19 protein-coding genes and 1 riboswitch are annotated in these 17,615 nt (G+C 58.3%); of the genes, 11 read left to right on the top strand and 8 right to left on the bottom strand.

Translation table 11 applies throughout. The features are described from left to right. Positions 1-751: class II glutamine amidotransferase (locus F8K16_RS07200; RefSeq protein WP_294948727.1), on the bottom strand; the 751-nt coding region annotated here is incomplete at its 3' end. A gap of 134 nt (positions 752-885) precedes the next feature. Between F8K16_RS07200 and rsxA the strand changes: the two genes are divergently transcribed. Genes rsxA through nth form a run of 7 tightly spaced genes read left to right on the top strand, consistent with a single transcriptional unit; the run spans position 886 to position 7,205 of the window. Beyond that, complete coding sequence (rsxA, locus tag F8K16_RS07195) at positions 886-1,464, top strand: electron transport complex subunit RsxA (RefSeq protein ID WP_294948725.1); 579 nt, start codon at positions 886-888, stop codon at positions 1,462-1,464. Next, positions 1,461-2,030 carry an electron transport complex subunit RsxB gene (gene rsxB, locus F8K16_RS07190; protein WP_294948722.1) on the top strand — a complete coding sequence of 190 codons (570 nt, stop codon included), beginning with the start codon at positions 1,461-1,463 and terminating at the stop codon, positions 2,028-2,030. Before rsxA ends, rsxB begins: the two co-directional genes overlap by 4 nt. Beyond that, entirely contained in the window at positions 2,027-4,210 is a 2,184-nt protein-coding gene (gene rsxC, locus F8K16_RS07185; RefSeq protein ID WP_294948720.1) for an electron transport complex subunit RsxC, read from the top strand. The genes rsxB and rsxC overlap by 4 nt, the downstream gene beginning before the upstream one ends. Next, positions 4,207-5,244: an RnfABCDGE type electron transport complex subunit D gene (locus tag F8K16_RS07180; protein ID WP_294948717.1), complete on the top strand. Its 1,038-nt coding sequence runs from the start codon at positions 4,207-4,209 to the stop codon at positions 5,242-5,244. The genes rsxC and F8K16_RS07180 overlap by 4 nt, the downstream gene beginning before the upstream one ends. Continuing rightward, positions 5,241-5,861 (top strand): electron transport complex subunit RsxG, encoded by a 621-nt coding sequence (gene rsxG, locus F8K16_RS07175; protein WP_294948715.1) that lies wholly within the window; start codon positions 5,241-5,243, stop codon positions 5,859-5,861. Before F8K16_RS07180 ends, rsxG begins: the two co-directional genes overlap by 4 nt. Next, positions 5,852-6,553 (top strand): electron transport complex subunit E, encoded by a 702-nt coding sequence (locus tag F8K16_RS07170; RefSeq protein WP_294948713.1) that lies wholly within the window; start codon positions 5,852-5,854, stop codon positions 6,551-6,553. Before rsxG ends, F8K16_RS07170 begins: the two co-directional genes overlap by 10 nt. Next, entirely contained in the window at positions 6,534-7,205 is a 672-nt protein-coding gene (gene nth / locus F8K16_RS07165; protein WP_294948710.1) for an endonuclease III, read from the top strand. Before F8K16_RS07170 ends, nth begins: the two co-directional genes overlap by 20 nt. Here nth and F8K16_RS07160 read toward each other — a convergent pair. Next, complete coding sequence (locus F8K16_RS07160) at positions 7,130-8,428, bottom strand: lipid II flippase MurJ (RefSeq protein WP_294948707.1); 1,299 nt, start codon at positions 8,426-8,428, stop codon at positions 7,130-7,132. The two genes, nth and F8K16_RS07160, sit on opposite strands and share 76 nt — an antisense overlap. A gap of 2 nt (positions 8,429-8,430) precedes the next feature. Here F8K16_RS07160 and F8K16_RS07155 point away from each other — a divergent pair, with 2 nt between their 5' ends. The 4 genes from F8K16_RS07155 to F8K16_RS07140 all read left to right on the top strand — a co-directional run bounded on the left by F8K16_RS07155 (position 8,431) and on the right by F8K16_RS07140 (position 12,736). Then, positions 8,431-8,865 (top strand): DUF1841 family protein, encoded by a 435-nt coding sequence (locus tag F8K16_RS07155; RefSeq protein ID WP_294948705.1) that lies wholly within the window; start codon positions 8,431-8,433, stop codon positions 8,863-8,865. After that, entirely contained in the window at positions 8,862-9,743 is an 882-nt protein-coding gene (locus tag F8K16_RS07150) for a sulfurtransferase (RefSeq protein ID WP_294948702.1), read from the top strand. Before F8K16_RS07155 ends, F8K16_RS07150 begins: the two co-directional genes overlap by 4 nt. A 28-nt stretch (positions 9,744-9,771) precedes the next feature. Then, a riboswitch (cobalamin riboswitch) is annotated at positions 9,772-9,950 on the top strand. Between the two features lie 105 nt (positions 9,951-10,055). Next, entirely contained in the window at positions 10,056-11,870 is a 1,815-nt protein-coding gene (locus tag F8K16_RS07145; protein WP_294948700.1) for a TonB-dependent siderophore receptor, read from the top strand. After that, the gene (locus F8K16_RS07140; RefSeq protein WP_367122875.1) at positions 11,840-12,736 is read left to right on the top strand and encodes a cobalamin-binding protein; all 897 of its coding nucleotides are present in this window, start codon (positions 11,840-11,842) and stop codon (positions 12,734-12,736) included. The genes F8K16_RS07145 and F8K16_RS07140 overlap by 31 nt, the downstream gene beginning before the upstream one ends. Positions 12,737-12,746: 10 nt before the next feature. On the opposite strand, the gene F8K16_RS07135 is transcribed toward F8K16_RS07140, so the two are convergent. The 6 genes from F8K16_RS07135 to F8K16_RS07110 all read right to left on the bottom strand — a co-directional run. Next, positions 12,747-13,256, bottom strand: coding sequence for a chemotaxis protein CheW (locus tag F8K16_RS07135; protein ID WP_294948698.1), 510 nt, complete (start codon positions 13,254-13,256; stop codon positions 12,747-12,749). Further along, positions 13,240-15,336 (bottom strand): chemotaxis protein CheA, encoded by a 2,097-nt coding sequence (locus F8K16_RS07130; protein ID WP_294948695.1) that lies wholly within the window; start codon positions 15,334-15,336, stop codon positions 13,240-13,242. The genes F8K16_RS07135 and F8K16_RS07130 overlap by 17 nt, the downstream gene beginning before the upstream one ends. Positions 15,337-15,449: 113 nt before the next feature. Then, positions 15,450-16,085, bottom strand: a complete 636-nt coding sequence (locus F8K16_RS07125; protein ID WP_294948693.1) for a protein phosphatase CheZ — start codon at positions 16,083-16,085, stop codon at positions 15,450-15,452. A gap of 42 nt (positions 16,086-16,127) precedes the next feature. Continuing rightward, a complete protein-coding gene (locus F8K16_RS07120) occupies positions 16,128-16,541 on the bottom strand; it encodes a chemotaxis response regulator CheY (protein ID WP_294946722.1) in 414 nt (137 codons plus the stop codon). Between the two features lie 21 nt (positions 16,542-16,562). Continuing rightward, positions 16,563-17,288 carry an RNA polymerase sigma factor FliA gene (locus tag F8K16_RS07115; RefSeq protein ID WP_294948691.1) on the bottom strand — a complete coding sequence of 242 codons (726 nt, stop codon included), beginning with the start codon at positions 17,286-17,288 and terminating at the stop codon, positions 16,563-16,565. 9 nt (positions 17,289-17,297) lie between these two features. Next, on the bottom strand, positions 17,298-17,615 hold a 318-nt coding region (locus tag F8K16_RS07110), incomplete at its 5' end, for a MinD/ParA family protein (RefSeq protein WP_367122871.1).

Here is a 17,615-nt window from a genome sequence, read left to right as displayed (position 1 = left end):
GTCCCAGCTCGACCGATGCCGCTGACAGGGATGAGATTTTTACAGGTCTTTCCACCACCTGGCCGTTTCGGTCGTAAACGGTAACGCCTGCTCGCTGCAACAGGGCCACATCCCCATCTTCAAGAAACAGGAATTTCTGGGTAACGGGCAGCAATGCGGACACATCAGAGGCCAGATAGGTTCCCTCATCAGCCAGCCCAATAACCAGCGGGCTACCCTGCCGCGCGGCCACCAGCACATCCGGTTGCTCCGTCGCCACCGCACCAATGGCATAAGCCCCTTCCAGCTGCTCCACAACCTCCTGAACGGCCTTGAGCAAATCGCCAGGATGTCTTTTCAATCCCGCATCAATGGCATGGGCGATGACTTCGGAATCCGTATCGGAAGTGAAACGGTAACCTGTGCTTTCCAGCTCCGCCTTGAGAGACTGGTAATTTTCAATAATGCCATTATGGACGACTGCGACATGATCGCCACTGACATGAGGATGGGCATTGCGCTCTTCCGGCGCGCCATGGGTTGCCCAGCGCGTGTGGGCGATGCCTGCATGTCCGGAAAACCTGCGCAGACGGGAGATCTTCTCTGCCAGCTCCTTGATCTTGCCCAGTGCCCGCACCCGGTTCAGCTGGCCAGCCTCATCAATGATCGCCATCCCGGCGGAGTCATAGCCCCTATATTCAAGGCGCCGCAGACCTTCCAACAGTACTGGCACCACATCATGGCTGGCAATCCCACCAACGATCCCACACATTGATCAACCATCCTCCTCTGAATCGACAAAATCATAGCGTCAAATCCCCATCACGCAAGGGGAACCCCATAAAAACCCCTTATTCCGTCCTCTTATGGCGGAAGCTATAATGCAGCGTCAGCCGAGGTAGCGTCATGAGCGAATACATCCTGATCCTGATCAGCACCATTCTGGTCAACAACTTCGTCCTGGTGAAATTCCTGGGCCTGTGCCCCTTCATGGGCGTGTCCAAGAAGACCGATGCCGCCCTCGGCATGGGGCTGGCCACCACCTTCGTGCTGACCCTGAGTGCGGTGCTGAGCTACCTTATCTATCAGTATCTGCTGGTGCCCTTCGGCCTTGAATACCTGCGCACCATCGCCTTCATCATCGCCATCGCCGCCGTGGTGGGCTTTACCGAAATGGTCATCCACAAGACCAGCCCTGCCCTCTATCAGGTGCTGGGTATCTACCTGCCCCTGATCACCACCAACTGTGCCGTGCTGGGCGTGGCCCTGCTCAACGTGGGTGAACAGAACGACTTTCTTGAGTCGGCATTCTACGGACTGGGCGCCTCGCTGGGCTTCACGCTGGTGCTGGTGGCCTTTGCCGCCATGCGTGAACGCATCGCCGTGGCGGATGTCCCCCGGCCCTTTCAGGGCGCACCGATCGCACTGATTACGGCCGGACTCATGTCCCTTGCCTTCATGGGCTTCAGCGGGCTGGTCAAATGAGCGCAATCATCATTTTTACGCTGCTGGCCATCGCCTTTGGCCTGCTTCTTGGTTATGCGGCCGTGCGTTTCCGTGTGGAAGAGCCGCCCATTGTGGAAGAAATCGACAAGATCCTGCCGCAGATTCAGTGCGGCCAGTGCGGCTACCCAGGCTGCAAACCCTATGCGGAAGCCGTTGCCAATGGTGAGGCCATCAACAAATGCACCCCGGGCGGTGAAGCGGTCATGCTCAAGATCGCCGAAATCCTCGGTGTCGATCCACAGCCCATGGAAGATGGTGCGGAAGAAGAAAAGCCGCGCATGGTCGCCTTCATCCACGAAGAAGACTGCATCGGCTGCATGCACTGCATCAAGGCCTGTCCGGTGGATGCCATTGTCGGCACCACCAAGGCGGTGCATACGGTGATCACCAAGGAGTGCACTGGTTGTGAGCTATGCGTACCCGTCTGCCCCACCGACTGTATCGAGATGCGCCCCGAGCCTGAAACACCAAGAGGGTGGATCTGGCCCGATCCGGAAAAAATCCTGCCCACTGCCATTCCCAGACTGGATCACCCGCACCCATGAAAGCGCTCATCAAGGCTTTTTCCCATGTCTATCCCATGGCCAAGCGCTGGCTCAAGCGCTTTCCGGGCGGCGTGTATCCTGATTACCGCAAGGGACTGTCTGCCCGCCATCCCTTGCAGAAAGCGCCACTGCCTGACGAGCTGATCCTACCCCTACAGCAACATGTGGGCGCACCAGCCATTCCCACAGTCGAGCCGGGCCAGCGTGTGCGCAAATATGAGCAGATCGCCAAATCGGCACCCGGCCTGTCCGTGCCACTGCATGCCCCCACCTCCGGCACCATCAAGGCCATCGAAAAACGCCCCCTGCCCCACCCCTCCGGTCTGCCGGATTGGTGCATTGTCATTGAGCCGGACGGCCAGGACGAAGCCGGTGAGATGCCCATTGCTATCCGAACGCCCGACTGCCCCGCCAGCCTCAAGGAGATGATCTGGCAGGCAGGCATTGTCGGCATGGGGGGGGCCGGTTTTCCCAGCTGGCGCAAGTTGCCGGACGAACATGGCAAAATTCACACCCTGCTGGTCAACGGGGCCGAATGCGAACCCTACATCACCTGCGATGATCTTCTGATGCAGACCCGCCCGCAGGAGATCATCGCAGGTGCCGTCACCACTGCCAAATGCCTCGGGGCAGAACGCATTATCGTCGGCATTGAGGACAACAAGCCGCAGGCGCTGGAGGCCATGCGAAAAGCTGCCTCAGGCACCGGCGTTGAGATTCAGGCCGTTCCCACCGTCTATCCCATGGGGGGACAGAAACAGCTCACCGAGCAGCTCACCGGCGTGGAAATCCCCGCCAAGGCCCATGCCGTGGATGTGGGCATGGTCATGTTCAACGTGGCCACCCTGGCGGCCATTCACCGCGCTGCTGAACATCATGAGCCGCTCATCAGCCGGCTGGTCACCGTCTCCGGCGAAGGGCTGGCCGAGCCCATGAATGTGGACACCCTCATCGGCACCCCCTTCAAGGCACTGGTGAAACTGGCCAAGCCCAAGAACGAACTGAACTATCCACTCATCATGGGCGGGCCGATGATGGGACACGAGGTCATGGACCACAAGGTCCCCGTCATCAAGACCACCAACTGCATTCTGGCCAACCCGCCCGAACCGGTGGAACCGGCCATGCCCTGCATCCGCTGCGGCGAATGCATGGATGCCTGCCCGGTCAACCTGCTGCCGCAGCAGATGTACTGGCACGCCCACGCCCATGAGTGGGACAAGGTGGAAAAACTACACCTGTTCGACTGTATCGAATGTGGCTGCTGCAGCTTTGTCTGCCCCAGTCACATTCCACTGGTGCAGTACTACCGGCACGCCAAAGGCGAAATCCGCAAACTGCGCGAGCAACAGGCCTTTCAGGAACACGCCCGCCGTCGGCATGAAGCGCATCTGGCTCGCCTGGAACGGGAAAAGGCCGAAAAGGAAGCGCGCCTGAAAGCCAAGAAAGAAGCGGTAAAGAAGCAGACAACCGCAGCCGAACAGGAAAAAAGTGCCGTTCCCAGCGCCCGTCAGCGAGCCATTGAGGCGGCACGCAAACGCGCACAACAGGCCGCCGCCGACACGCCTTCTACTGAGGATAAACGCAAGGCCGCCATGGAAGCTGCCCGCAAGCGGGCTCAGGCCAAGGCGGGACAGACTGCGCCAGCCGCACCGGAGACTGCGCAGGACAAGAAAAAGGCGGCCATGGAAGCCGCAAAACGACGTGCTGCGCAACTCAAGGCACAAAAAGCCACTCAAAAAGAAACCAACAGAACCGAGCCCAAAACCGATCCGGCAAAATCAGGGGAGACCCCGTCTGCCGAAGACCGTCGCAAAGCCGCCATGGAAGCGGCCAGAAAACGCGCCCAGCAACTCAAAGCGAAAAAGACCACCGAAAACATCACCGATGATTCTGTACCCCAAACAGCCGCCGCTACACCCGAAGACCGGCGCAAGGCCACGATGGAAGCTGCAAAACGCCGTGCGATCCTGCTGAAAGCCCAAAATACGCAACAAACCCGGTCAGAAGCACCTCAGACTGAATCTGCTGCCAGCACGCCAGAAACCGACTCGGCAAAATCAGGGGAGACCCCGTCTATCGAAGACCGTCGTAAAGCGGCCATGGAAGCGGCGCGCAAACGGGCCGCCGCACTGCGTGCCAGGAAAGCCAACTCGACCGAACAGGAGTCCGACACATGAACCGCTGGCCCATGCACGGTGCTCCCTTCCTGCACGCTGACACTTCCGTGGCCAAGGTCATGCTGCGCGTGCAGATCGCTTCCCTGCTGCCGCTTTTGGTGCACATCTACTATTTCGGCTGGGGCATTGCCGTGCAATGGACGCTGGCCATGCTTACCGGACTGGTTGTGGAATACGCCATGCTGCATCTGCGGGGCCGGCCAGTGAAGCCGTTTCTGCTGGATGGCAGCGCCGTAATTACTGTCACCGGGCTCACCTTCTGCATTCCGCCGGAAAGCCCATGGTGGCTGATCGTCATCGGGGTAAGCTTCGCGCTCATTTTCGGCAAGCACCTGTATGGCGGTCTGGGCTTCAACCCCTTCAACCCGGCCATGCTGGGTTACGCCTTCCTGCTGGTCTCCTTCCCGGCCTACATGACCCAGTGGACGCTGCCGTCCGAAGTGAGCGGACACACGCTGTCTCTGACCGAGTCCCTGCTCAAAATCTTCACCGGCAAGCTGCCCGACAGCATTATGGATCAGGTCACCGGCGCCACGCCGCTGGATCATGTCAAGACCGGTCTCACCCAGGGCATCAGCGTCACCGACACACTGCACAATGCCAGAGTCATCTGGGACGGCATTGCCGGTCACGGCTGGATCCAATGGAATCTGGCCTTCATGCTGGGCGGGCTCTATCTGCTGTGGACGCGCACCATCCGCTGGCAATATCCGGTTGGCTTCCTGGGCGCGCTGGGGCTGATGGCGGCCGTTTTCCATGCCATGGATCCCGATCACTACGCGCCTGCGCTGTTTCACCTGCTTTCCGGCGGTACCATGCTGGCGGCCTTCTTTATCATCACCGACCCGGTCACCGCTTCCACTACACCGCTGGGGCGTTTCATCTATGCCGCCGGCATCGGCGTGCTGGTCTATGTCATCCGCACTTGGGGCGGTTATCCCGATGGTATTGCCTTTGCCGTGCTGCTGATGAATATCTTCGTACCGCTGATCGACCAGTACACCCAGCCGCGGGTGAAGGGGCACAGAACATGAACCGGGAATTGCTGCAGCATCTCATTCGGGCCAGCGGCAGAATGGCGCTGTTTATCGGGATTGCCGTGGCCATTCTGGTAGGCGTGCGCCAGTGGGTTGAGCCGAAAATCGAGGCAGCGCATCAGGCAGAACTGCTGGCCAGCCTGACCGAACTGCTCCCGCCTGACAGCTATGACAACGACCTGCTGCACGACACCTCCACCATCACCGCTCCCAACCTGCTGGGCACGGGCAAACCGGTCACCCTTTACCGTGCTCGCAAACAGGGCAAACCGGTGGCCGTGCTGTTCGAGGCGGTCGCACCGGAGGGCTACAGCGGCCCCATCCGCCTGCTGATTGGTATCCGTGCAGACGGTCATCTGCTGGGCGTGCGTGTGCTGGAACACCGCGAAACCCCCGGTCTGGGCGATAAAATAGAAAAGTCCAAGACCGACTGGGTTGACAGCTTCGTCGGCAGGCAGCTGACCCCAACCAATGAAAGCCAATGGGCCGTCAAAAAAGATGGCGGCATGTTCGACCAGTTCACCGGCGCCACCATTACCCCGCGAGCGGTGGTCAAGGCGGTGAAAAAGGCACTGATCTTCTTCAACCGGAATCGTGAGAAGCTATGGAACTGAACAGCTCCCCCCTGCAACAGGCCCGAGAAATCCTCTATGACGGCCTGTGGAACAACAACCAGGCGCTGGTCGCCCTGCTCGGCCTCTGCCCCATGCTGGCAGTCACCAACAACGCCGTCAATGGGCTTGGACTGGGCGTAGCCACACTGATCGTCCTGGTGGTGTCCAATGTACTGGTCTCTCTCATCCGCGATTATGTGCCGCGGGAAGTGCGCATTCCCATCTTCATCGGCATTATCGCCACGGCAGTGACCATCATTGACATGCTCATGGCTGCCTATGTGCACGAACTGCACAAACTGCTGGGCATTTTCGTGCCGCTGATCGTCACCAACTGCGTCATTCTGGGGCGTGCCGAAGCCTTTGCTTCCAAAAACCCCATCTGGGCCTCGGCGCTGGATGGTCTCGCCATGGGGTTGGGCTTTCTGATGGTACTGGTAGTGCTGGGAGGCCTGCGTGAGCTGCTGGCACAGGGCACCCTGTTCGATCAAGCATTCCTCATGTTCGGACAGCAGGCCAGGGACTGGACGCTGCACCTGTTTGATGGCGGCATTCTATTGGCTGCTCTGCCACCAGGCGCTTTCATCGGCCTCGGTCTGCTGGTAGCTGGCAAGAACTGGCTGGAACTGCGCCGTCAGTCCAGACTGCAACGCATTCCCGTCGAGAGCGCCCATGAACCAGCAAAAGCGTGAGCAGATCTTCGACCGCTTGGCCGAATGCATCCACAACCCGACCACGGAGCTCAACTACAGCAGTCCCTTTGAGCTGCTGATCGCCGTCATTCTCTCCGCTCAGGCCACGGACAAAGGCGTCAACAAGGCGACGGAAAAACTGTTTAAAGTGGCCAATACACCGGAAAAGATACTGAAGCTGGGTGAAGAAGGCCTGAAGGAATATATCAAGACCATCGGTCTCTACAACAGCAAGGCCAAGAACATCATCGAAACCTGCCGCATTCTGGTGGAGCGATACAACGGCGAGATTCCTCGCACCCGCAAAGAGCTGGAAGCGCTGCCCGGTGTCGGGCGCAAGACGGCCAATGTGATTCTCAATACTGCCTTTGGTGAGCCGGTCATTGCGGTGGACACCCACATCTTTCGGGTGGCTAACCGCACCCGTCTGGCACCGGGCAAGACCGTGCGCGAAGTGGAAGACAAATTGATGAAGATCACACCCAAGCGCCACCTGAAAGACGCCCACCACCTGCTGATTCTGCACGGGCGCTACACCTGCACCGCCCGGAAACCCAAGTGCGGTGCATGCTGTATCTACGGCCTGTGCGAATGGCCGGAGCGTTCCAAATACTTCAACACCCACCAACCAGTCACAACCAGGAAGACATAAGCACCCAGGGTGCCAAGCGTGATGCCCGCAATTTCAAGTCCCGCCTTTCTGATCAACACATAGTTGAGGGCGCCATTAACGATCACACCACCGAAACCAAGCAGAATGGCCACCACATAGGCCTGCCGGATCTGCATGGTCTGATACATGGCCGGCCAGATGAGAATGAAAGGCAGACTGAGCGCATACAGTTGCGTGGCTTCTGTCAGCATGGAACCATCCAAATCACTGAATGCCCCATAGGAAAAGAATAGATTGACCACCCATGGAGCCAGAACCACAATAGCTAAAGCCAGCAACATACCTACCCCAAACACTTTGAGCAACAGCGGGCCTAGTATAGCTGTATCCGTCCGCCCTTCAGAAAGGTACGTAATGTAAAAGTTTTGCGGTCGCAAGACATTATTTGCCGCCAGGGCCAGAAGCAGCCCATAGGTAAGTGCCGTAATTGACTTATGTTCCAGTTCAGATCCGAATGCTCGATCCACTACGGGCATGAGAGAATAGGTACCAGCTACCAAGGATAGTGGTACAAACTCGCGCAGCTGCTCCACCACCTTGCCATTCCAGGTTGGCATCAAAGAAAACAGCCTGCGAACTTGCCAAAACAGAAAAAGTACGGAAAAGAGATAGCCTGCCACAAAAGATAAGGGAAGTATTACATCCCCTCTTTTCAACCATGCCAATCCTGACCAGAGTATCACCAAGGTAACCACCGCAACAATCAACTCGGCAATAAAGAAAACGGTGAACATGCGCCGACTGCGCAAGACACTTCCAAGAAACTGGTGCACCAGCATCAATGCGAAATAGGGAAGCAGCCAGAGCAGAAAATGGCCCACCACCTGTCGCTCATCCTGGGTATATCCGAACGCGATGGCCGCCATCCAGTCACTGAACAGCGCAATAAAAGTGCTGCCTCCCACCGCAAGAAGCACCACAAATGTCCACAGAGCGTTGGCCAAATCAGCAAATGCTTTCTCATCCCCTTCCACTCTCAGGCGCGTCAGTCGCGGCACGCCAAGGGTTTCCAACGCCGCAGCAGCCACAAGGAAAATCCCCATAATCGAAAGCGCGAGGAAGAAGGCATCCGTCTCAAAGGTAAAGCCCAGATAGACGGCAATGACTACATACCTCAGGTAATTGATCCCCCGTGCCAGCAGGTTTATCATGCTGGACTTCAATAGCGCCGATCTGATGCTTTCCGGCTTGAGGATGCTCATACATGTACTCCAGTGACCGTGATCAACTACGCCGGGGATGGGTAGATGCCTGGCACAAACGAAATCAGCCCGAACGGTGCTCCCCCCTCGAGCTTCAAATCATCGGGATTATACAGGAGCACCCGGAATACCATGCCCTGCTGGAGGCAGGACTCACTGGTGGAGAATATCTGCCTGAGATGGGCGAAACCAACCCCTTTCTGCACATGAGTCTGCATCTGGCACTGCGGGAACAGGTGACCACTGACCGACCGGCAGGCATCGCGCATATCCACCGGCAACTGACACTGCTACATGGCAGTGCCCACGAGGCGGAACATGCCATGATGGACTGCCTGGCCGAAGCCCTGTGGCAGGCACAGCGCAGCGGCCAGGTACCGGATGAACAGGTCTATCTGAACTGTCTGAAAAATCTGCTGAAGGAGAAACAGACATGATGAAACGATGGCTGAGCGCAGCACTGTTCGGTTTCTCGCTAATGGCGCAGGCGAAAATGCCGGTCTTCGTTTCCACCGACTGGCTGGCGCAGCATCTGGACGACGATCATCTGTATATCGCTGACCTGTCCGACGGCATGCAGTATGCCCGCTTCCACATCCCCCATGCACACAAGGTGAATTATGCGTGGTTGATCCATCCCCAGAATGGCCTGCAGCTCAGCGGCGGCTCGCATTACATGCGGAAAGTGCTCTCCCAGCTGGGCATTGCGCCAGAGGATACGGTGATCCTTTACGACGACACCGGTGATCTGAATGCCGCTCGCCTCTACTGGGAACTGAAAAAGTTGGGGCATGACAAGGTCGCGCTGCTCAATGGCGGCTCAGTGGCCTGGGTGCTGGAACAGCGCAAGATGACCCAGCATCCGGAACCCTATCACAAGACATCCTACCCTCTGCCCCAGCATGACCTGACCGATGCGCTGACCGCCGTCAAACGGGATGTGCTCAAGGCGATCAAGGATCCGAACACCCTGCTGCTGGATGTGCGCAGCAAGGAAGAATACGTGGGTGATCCGCGTGATCCCCGCAGCGGCCACATCCCCACCGCGCTGCATTTCGAGTGGATCAACGCCATCGACATTCAGCACAAATTCATGGAAAAAGATCGTGATACGCTACTGAAGCAACTGGCCATGCTGGGTCTCCAAGATCGCCATCAGCCCATTATCGTCTACTGCCACACCGGCCACCGGGCGGCACGCATGTTCGCCACCCTGACGCACCTGGGCTTTGATCATGTACGCGTGTATGACGGCTCCATGCAGGAATGGAGTCTGGACAAATCACTGCCCGTCAAACAAGGGCCTGCTCCCTGATTTGACAAGCTTTCTGGCGACTCTACAATACGCCCTTTTCGTTTCAGGTGCCGCGCGAGCGGAGAATCGGGAAGACCGGTGCAAGTCCGGCGCTGCCCCCGCAACGGTAACGGAGAAGACACCTCATCATGCCACTGGCGTATTGCCGGGAAGGCGAGGTGGAATGGCTCCGAAGCCCGGAGACCGGCCTGAAACGCATGAACAACCACATTGCGGCGGGCAATGGTGGTGTGACGGGTTGCCTTTTCCAAGCCATGGAGGTGGCCCTGCGCCCTGTTGCCCTTTGCTTATCAGAAGGCAAAGGAGCACTCGATGAAAAAGCTTTTCCTTACGCTGTCACTGGCAACTGCCGGCACTGCCCAGGCTGCCAGCCTGGAACCGATTGTCGTTACGCCCAACGACCTTGATCAGCCACTTGAGCAGGTGACGGACACCACCTATGTCATCACTCGCCAGGAAATCGACGCATACGGCTGGAACACCCTTGTCGATGCGCTTGAGCACCTGCCCGCCATCAGTTTTGTCCGTAATGGTGGACTGGGCACCACGACCAATCTTTACATGCGTGGTCAGGGAGGCAATGCCCTGCTGGTCATGATTGACGGCGTCCAAATCGCCGACCCGAGCAATACCAGCCTCTCACCCCTGTTCGAAAACCTGATGCTGGATGATGTGGAGCGCATCGAAGTAACCATGGGGCCTCAATCGGGCATCTGGGGCAACAATGCCTCTGCCGGTGTCATCAACATCATCACACGAGGCGGGAACAAAAACCGTTTCTCCATCATGGGCGGCAGCGAGAACACCCGATCCATGCACGCCAAAGTGCATGTCGGTGATGACCGCCTCGGTTTTTCCGCCGCTGTCGGCACCATCGGCACGGACGGCTTTACGGCCATCAAACCCTATGGCACCAGTGGCAGCGGGCATGAACGTGATGGTTTCACTCAAACCGACATGTCATTCAATGTGCACTTCTCTCCCGCCACACACCACCGGTTTGAGGCGGGTTACCGCAAAACAGACGCAGACCTCGAATATGACACCACCTATCCGTCCTATGACCCGGACGATGCGTTTTCCACTACCCAGATGCGCATGTCGCTCAAACACCTGCGCTACCAGTATGCAAATGGCTCGGTTCTCGCCCGGCTTCAACTGTCAGAAAATGAAACGGAAAGGGACTATTACGGCACCTACACCGGGCTTCTGACCACAGCTGAAGGAAAAATCGCCTGGAAATACTGGAAGGAAAACCGCATCAACCTCTCCGGCGGCACCCAGAAGGTCAAAGGAAACAATCCCGGGCCTTACGGCTTCAACGCCAGTTACTGGCATGACTTCTATGGACTGACCCATGCGCACCGCATCGGTCCCGTCCGGCTGGTCGAAGCGATCCGGCAGGACAACTTCAACGCCTTCAAGGACAAGACTACGGGCAAAATCGGCTTCAAGACACCGCTTGTGGCCGGCATGCATCTGTCAGCCAATTACGGCACGGCCTACAACGCACCCTCTGCCTATCAGATCGCCAACATCAGCCCCAGCAAGCAGACGGGGGAACTCAAACCGGAATCAACGGAAGGCTGGGATGCGACACTCTCCCTGTTCGGACTGGACATCACACGTTTTGACAGCCGCACCCGCCACCTCATCCGTTATGACCTTGCGGGTTATACCGGCTACTACAACCTGACCGGAACCGCTCATTTCGATGGTTGGACGGTTTCATATCAGCGTCGCTTCTCGCCATTTTCCATCCAGCTCAATGGCACCATACAGGAAGCACGTGATGACCAAGGCAAACAGCTGATTCGCGTGCCCAAACAGATGGCCAATGCGACACTGGACTGGTTCGGACTGCCCCGCACCCATGTCGCCCTGACACTCCATTATGTGGGAGACACCTATGACAAGGCTGGAAGCGGCCAGATCAATCTTGGCCGCTACGCTACCGTGGACATGGTGATCAACCATGCGCTGAACCAACACTTCACCCTGTTCGCCAAGGCCATCAACCTGCTTGACCGGGATTACTATCTGGCGGTTGACCAGCAGAATCCGCCGCAATATGGCTACAACACCGGAGGGTTTCAGTGGCGCATCGGTCTGCGTGGCAAGTTTTGACACCTCAGATCAAAGCCCCGCTCACGGGGCTTTTTTTATGGCTGTGGCTGGGATCCATTTGGGCGGCACCACAGCGCATCGTGGTGCTCGCCCCCCATGCGGCCGAACTTGTCTGTGCCGCAGGCGGTTGTGATCATATCGTTGGTGTTGTGGATTACACCGACTTCCCACCACAGTTGAAGGGACTGCCCAGGATGGGCAACTACACCGCCGTGGACGTGGAACGCCTGCTGGCACTCAAACCGGATCTTGTGGTGGTGTGGGATGATGGCACGCCCAAGTCACTGATCGAACGGCTGCAGCGTTTCGGTCTGCCACTTTTTCACAGCCATCCGCGCAAGCTGGATGACATTCCGGCAGAAATTGAGACACTGGGCGGTGTGCTTGGGACGCAGAAAATCGCCACCACCGCAGCACGCATTCTGCGGGCCCAGCTTGCCGCCCTGCGCCGGACCTTCAATCACCCACCTCATCCGAAGGTGTTCTACCAGATCTGGAATTCACCGCTGATCACTGTGGGAAGGGATCAGTTCATCAGCCAGGCCATCCGTCTCTGCGGTGGCCGCAACCTGTTTGCCGACCTGTCTCACCCGGCACCGACGGTCAATATCGAAACGGTGGTGCGGCGCAATCCGGATGTGATCCTGCTGGGGGGTAACAGGGAGAAACAGCGCCTGTGGCTGAAGGCCTGGCAGCAATGGCCACAGGTCACCGCCGTGCGCCGACACTGGATCTACCCCATGCCTGCGGACCTGCTTCAACGGCCGGGTCCTCGACTGATCGCAGGCACAGCCATCCTGTGTCACGCGCTGGAAAAGACGCGGGCGCAGATGCAGCCGCACCTGCGCCCGTCTTCAAAGCAATAAGCTTCGGCGATTATTCCGCGTCACTGATCAGGTTGAACACATCCACAAGGATGATCACCTTCTCCATGTAATGGGCGATGCCCTGAATGTAGCGGCTGTTGTCTTCCTGACTCGAACCGAGCGGCTCGATGCGCTTTTCCGGAATGTCCCGCACCTCCATCACATTGTCCACCAGCAGGCCCACCGGACGCTCCTCGTCCAGCTCGACAATGATGATGCGGCTGCGGTCCGTAATCTCGGAAACCGGCACATCAATCATGCGGCGCATGTCCACCACCGTGACAATGACACCCCGCACATTGATGACGCCCAGAATCTTCTCATCCGCACCGGGCACGGTGCGGATGCGGCCCACACGCAGCACCTCGCGGATACTGGAGACATCGATACCGTAAGTCTCCCGGTCCAGATTGAACAGCACGCAACGCTGCATGGGCCCGATGGACTCTTCCTCATCCGCCTCTACCGGACTGACAAACGGTTCTTCCTTCAGTTTGTTCTGATCAGTGGGTTGCAACATGATGTCCCCCCTTCTGCTGCATGTTCTGATAACGCTGGAGCACGCCCGGCAGATCCAGGATCAGGGCGATGCTGCCGTTACCGGTAATGGTGGCGCCCGCATAGCCGGCCAGTTTCTGCAGCATCACGCCCAGTGGCTTGATGACCACCTCCTCCTGCCCGCGAACCTGTTCAACCACCAGACCGATACGCTGACCGCCCACATTGACGATCACCACCTTGTCGTTTTCCTCCCGGTCCTCGGCAGGTGCAAGATCCGGCGCCAGCCACTCCTTTAGGAAATAGAGCGGAATGCTGCGTTCACGCAGCTGCACCATCATCTGTCCATCAATGCGGTTGGTATGGGCCGGATCGTAGTCAAAAATCTCCTGCACACTGGTGAGGGGGATGGAATAGCTGTCATCGCCGAACGCCACCATCAGCGTGGGCAGAATGGCCAAGGTCAACGGCACGCGGATCTTGATCTGCGTCCCTTCGCCCAGCACGGAGTCGATCTCGATGCTTCCGTTGAGGCGGGTGATCATGCTCTTGACCACATCCATGCCCACGCCCCGGCCGGAAATGTCGCTGATGGTCTCAGCAGTGGAGAAACCGGGCGCCATGATGAGCTCGAAGGCTTCCTTGTCGCTCATCTGCTGGGCGGTCATCTCATCGATCAGCCCCTTCTCAATCGCCTTGCGCTTGAGCTTTTCCGGGTCCATGCCGCGGCCATCATCAGTGATGGACAGCAGAATGTGATCCCCTTCCTGCTCGGCGGCGAGAATGATCTTGCCCACCCGGGGCTTGCCGGCCTTGACCCGCTCCTCCGGTGGCTCGATGCCGTGGTCCACGGAATTGCGCACCAGGTGAACAAGCGGATCGGCCAGTGCTTCTACCAGATTCTTGTCCAGGTCCGTATCTTCCCCGCGCAGCTCCAGCTCAATCTCCTTGCCCAGCTTGCGCGCCAGATCGCGCACCACACGCGGGAAGCGGCCAAATACCTTCTTGACCGGCTGCATGCGCGTCTTCATGACGGACGCCTGCAGATCCGTGGTCACATGGTCAAGATTGGAGACCGCATTGGAGATCTCCTCAATGTCCACTTCAGCGCCATTGCGCAGCGTCAACAGACGGTTCCGCACCAGCACCAGCTCTCCCACCAGGTTCATGATCTCATCCAGGCGCTTGGTATCCACCCGAACGGTGCTTTCCTGTTTGGGCTGGTGAGCGGCACCGCCCTTGCCGGACTCACTCTTGCCGCTGTCGGCAGATTTTGCCGCCGGCTTCTTCTCAGCCGGCTTGTCTTTCGGTTTGGCCACCGTGTCCGTTTTTTCCTCCTGCTTCTGCGCAGGCGCAGACTCGATCGCTTGAGATGACGCTGCCGCTTGCTGATCACTGCCCGATCCGGATGCCTGCTGCAGCTTTTCCTCCCGCATCTTCAGCAGAGCCTCGAATTCCTCGTCGGTAATCTCCTCATCCGGGTCCCACCCTTCCGGCAGTTCCAGCTTGACCTCGGCATCACCCGCACCACTTTCCTGTTGCTGCGTCTGCTGGAGCTTCTCCTCACGCATCTTCAGCAGCATTTCGAACTCTTCGTCCGTAATCTCCTCGTCCGGGTCCCAGTCCGGGGGTAGATCCAGTTTTACTTCCGCAGGCGTGGCTTCTCCTCCCGCCTCGGCAGACGCATCCTGTCCGGTACCCTCTTCGTCTGCCGCATCACCGCTGAACAGCGCATCCAGCTCCTTCAGCAGGTCGGGATCCACCGCGTCTTCCTCAATGTCCCGCTCACCTTCGGCCAGTCGTTCAATGATGGCCTGGATGGTGTCATACACCTTGAGAATGACATCCGCCACCTCCGGCGTATACGCCATCTCGCCATTGCGGATCTTGTCGAAGACATTCTCCGCCCGGTGGCACACTTCCACCAATGGCTTGATGCCGATGAATCCGGCACCGCCCTTGATGGTGTGAAAGGCACGGAAAATGGCGTTCAGCAGATCGCTGTCATCCGGCGCCTGTTCCAGATCCACCAGCTGTTCATTTAGCTGTTCAAGCAGATCCTGCGCCTCAACGAGAAAGTCCTGCAAAATTTCTTCATCCACGGCGGACCCCCTTTGTCACTCACTTGACGGTCTTGTCGATATCGAATGTCAAGCAACCTGCGTGCCACAAACTGAAAAAGGCCCTTGCGGGCCCTTTTCTTTCTCCTCCGGCATCAGATGCCTAGCGAATCCAGCAGATCATCCACCTCATCCTGATTGGAGACGCTGTCCGCCTTGCTGGCCTGGGTGACATTGGGGCCCACCCCCTTGTGCAGATCACCCTGCCGACTACGCAATTCCTCCAGATTGTGGCCTGCGGCGGCCACCATCTTCTCCAGCAGTTGCTGCAGGGCTTCCAGCGCAGGTATCAGTTTCTTGAGCACCTGGCCGGTCAGATCCTGATACTCCTGAGTCATGATCAGCGCCTGCACCTCGCCCAGCAGGTGATCCACCTGTTCCCGATCCTCCTCGGCCACCCGATCCCGCAGGGCGGACAGGCCTTCACCGATGGACTCTGCCAGATCCAGCGTCTTGCTGGCTGCCTGCTCGGTGGATTCCAGCACATACCGCAGCCGTTCAGAGGCATCACTCAGCTCGGAGGTGGCGCTGAGCACACCATTGTCCTTCTCCAGGGTTTCAATATTGACCGAGAGCATCTCCTGCAGGCTGCGCAGCTGCTCGGCCACCTGAACCTCCCGCAGCACGGTCAGCCAGTCGAGATGCTCCTCGAACCGTTCCATGTCGCCCGCCTGCATGGCTTCGCACAGGGCCTCCACACGGGGCTTGAGCACATCCATCGTCAGTTTCATCGCTCTGTCGCTTTTCCGGTCGGGTGAAAATCGAAGTCAGGCTCAACCGGCCTGCTTTTTCTTGGCCATGCGCGCGTTGTAGCGCTCGAAGACCTTCTTCAGTTTCTCTGCCAGCGTCGCCGCCGTAAAGGGCTTGACAATGTAACCATCTACGCCCGCCTGCGCCGCTTCCAGAATCTGGCTCTTCTTGGCCTCTGCAGTGATCAGCAGAAAGGCGGTGTCCTTCAGCTTCTCATCCGCACGCACCTTCTTCAACAGTTCGATGCCGGTCATTTTCGGCATGTTCCAGTCGGAAACGATCAGCTGATACTTGCCGGTCTGCACCATGGGCCATGCGGTTGCACCGTCATCGGCCTCGTCGAAGTTCTTGAAGCCCAGCTCCTTGAGCAGGTTCTTGACGATACGGCGCATGGTGGAGAAGTCATCCACCACCAGGATGTTGATGTCTCGATTGATATCACTCATATATCACGCTCCTTATAACCAATTCTTCAGTCTCGCCCGCAGCCGCTTGACAGCCTGACTGTGGATCTGGCTGACTCTTGATTCGCTCACTCCAAGAATCTGACCGATCTCCTTGAGGTTGAGCTCCTCGTCATAATAGAGGGCCATCACCAGCTTCTCCTTCTCCGGCAGACGGTCGATCTCCTGTGCCAGTGCTTGCTGGAACCCCTCTTCCATGACCTCCGCCACCGGCGTCGGCATGTCGCTGACCAGCTGATCCTCATCCAGCTCACTATGGTCCGGCTCGTCGATGGACAGCAGCTGCGCACTGTTGGTGTCCTGCAGAATCCTGTGATACTCAGCAAGGCTCAGGCCAAGTTCCTCGGCCACCTCTTCATCACGGGCCTCGCGTCCCGTGCGGGCTTCCACCGCTGCGATCGCTTCAGACACCTCCCGCGCCTTGCGATGTACGGAACGGGGGGTCCAGTCGCCTCGCCGGATTTCGTCCAGCATGGCGCCGCGGATGCGGATGCCGGCGTAGGTCTCGAAGCTGGCGCCCTGATCATCGCGGAAATTCTGCATCGCCTCGATCAAGCCGATGAGTCCGGCCTGAATCAGATCCTCCACCATCACGCTGTCCGGCAGGCGTCCTTTCAGATGCCAGGCAATGCGTTTGACCAGCGGCAGATAGCTTTCCACATCCCCGATCTCATCCCGGGTGCGGGCAACGGAGGTGTAGGCCTGTACGCCGCGATTCATGCCTGACGACTACCCCTGGAACAGATTTTCGATGAAGAACTGTATGTGGCCGCTGGGCCCCTGTGGCAAAGGCCAGCCGGTCACCTGCTGAGCCAGCTGGCGAAACGCGCTGGCGGCCCGACTGGTCGGGTCATAGAGTGTCACGGGCGTCTGTTTCTGCACGGCCGCCTTGAGCGCGGCATCATAGGGCACCGTACCCATGTATTCCAACTGAATGTTGAGGAACTTTTCCGTCACCGTGGCCAGTTTGAGAAACAGCTTACGGCCATGCCGCTCATCCTGAGCCATGTTGGCCAGCACGCGGAAGCGGGTCAGCTGATAGTCACG

It is taken from the genome of Sulfurivirga sp. (genome assembly GCF_015490265.1).
Classification (GTDB): Bacteria; Pseudomonadota; Gammaproteobacteria; order Thiomicrospirales; family Thiomicrospiraceae; genus Sulfurivirga.
The sequence above is the reverse complement of the archived record's forward strand: the minus strand, read 5'-3'. Positions and strand labels throughout refer to the sequence as shown.